The 506-nt window shown below is 68.8% G+C and carries 1 protein-coding gene; it reads right to left on the minus strand.

Annotation, left to right across the window (positions count from 1 at the left end):
* Nucleotides 1-49: 49 nt before the first annotated feature.
* A partial coding sequence (locus tag G3I78_RS47615; RefSeq protein ID WP_164436849.1) for a peptidylprolyl isomerase occupies nucleotides 50-506 on the minus strand: 457 nt, incomplete at its 5' end.

Below are 506 nucleotides of genomic sequence, written 5' to 3' on the forward strand. Positions count from 1 at the left end.
CCCCGCCCCCCGGGAGGGGGCGGGGCCGGCCGGCACGTGGGTGCGGGGATCAGGCGGCGTCGACGACGCCCGAGGCCGCGATCTCGACCTTGCCCTTGGGGGCGCCGGACTGGGAGCCCAGGGCCTCGATCTGGTCGACCAGCGCCTGGCCCTCGACGACCTCGCCGAAGACGACGTGCTTGTTGTCGAGCCAGGAGGTGACGACGGTGGTGATGAAGAACTGCGAGCCGTTGGTGTTGCGGCCGGCGTTCGCCATCGACAGGAGGTACGGGCGGTCGTGCTTCAGCGTGAAGTTCTCGTCCTCGAACTTCTCGCCGTAGATGCTCTTGCCGCCGGTGCCGTTGTGGTTGGTGAAGTCACCGCCCTGCAGCATGAACTGGGGGATGACGCGGTGGAAGCCAGAGCCGGCGTATCCGAAGCCGTTCTGGCCGGTGCACAGCTCGCGGAAGTTGCGAGCGGTCAGCGGGACGACCTCCTCGAAGAGGTGGAAGACGATGCGGCCGGCG

This window comes from Streptomyces sp. SID13726 (assembly GCF_010548375.1).
In the GTDB taxonomy this organism is placed as follows: domain Bacteria; phylum Actinomycetota; class Actinomycetes; order Streptomycetales; family Streptomycetaceae; genus Streptomyces.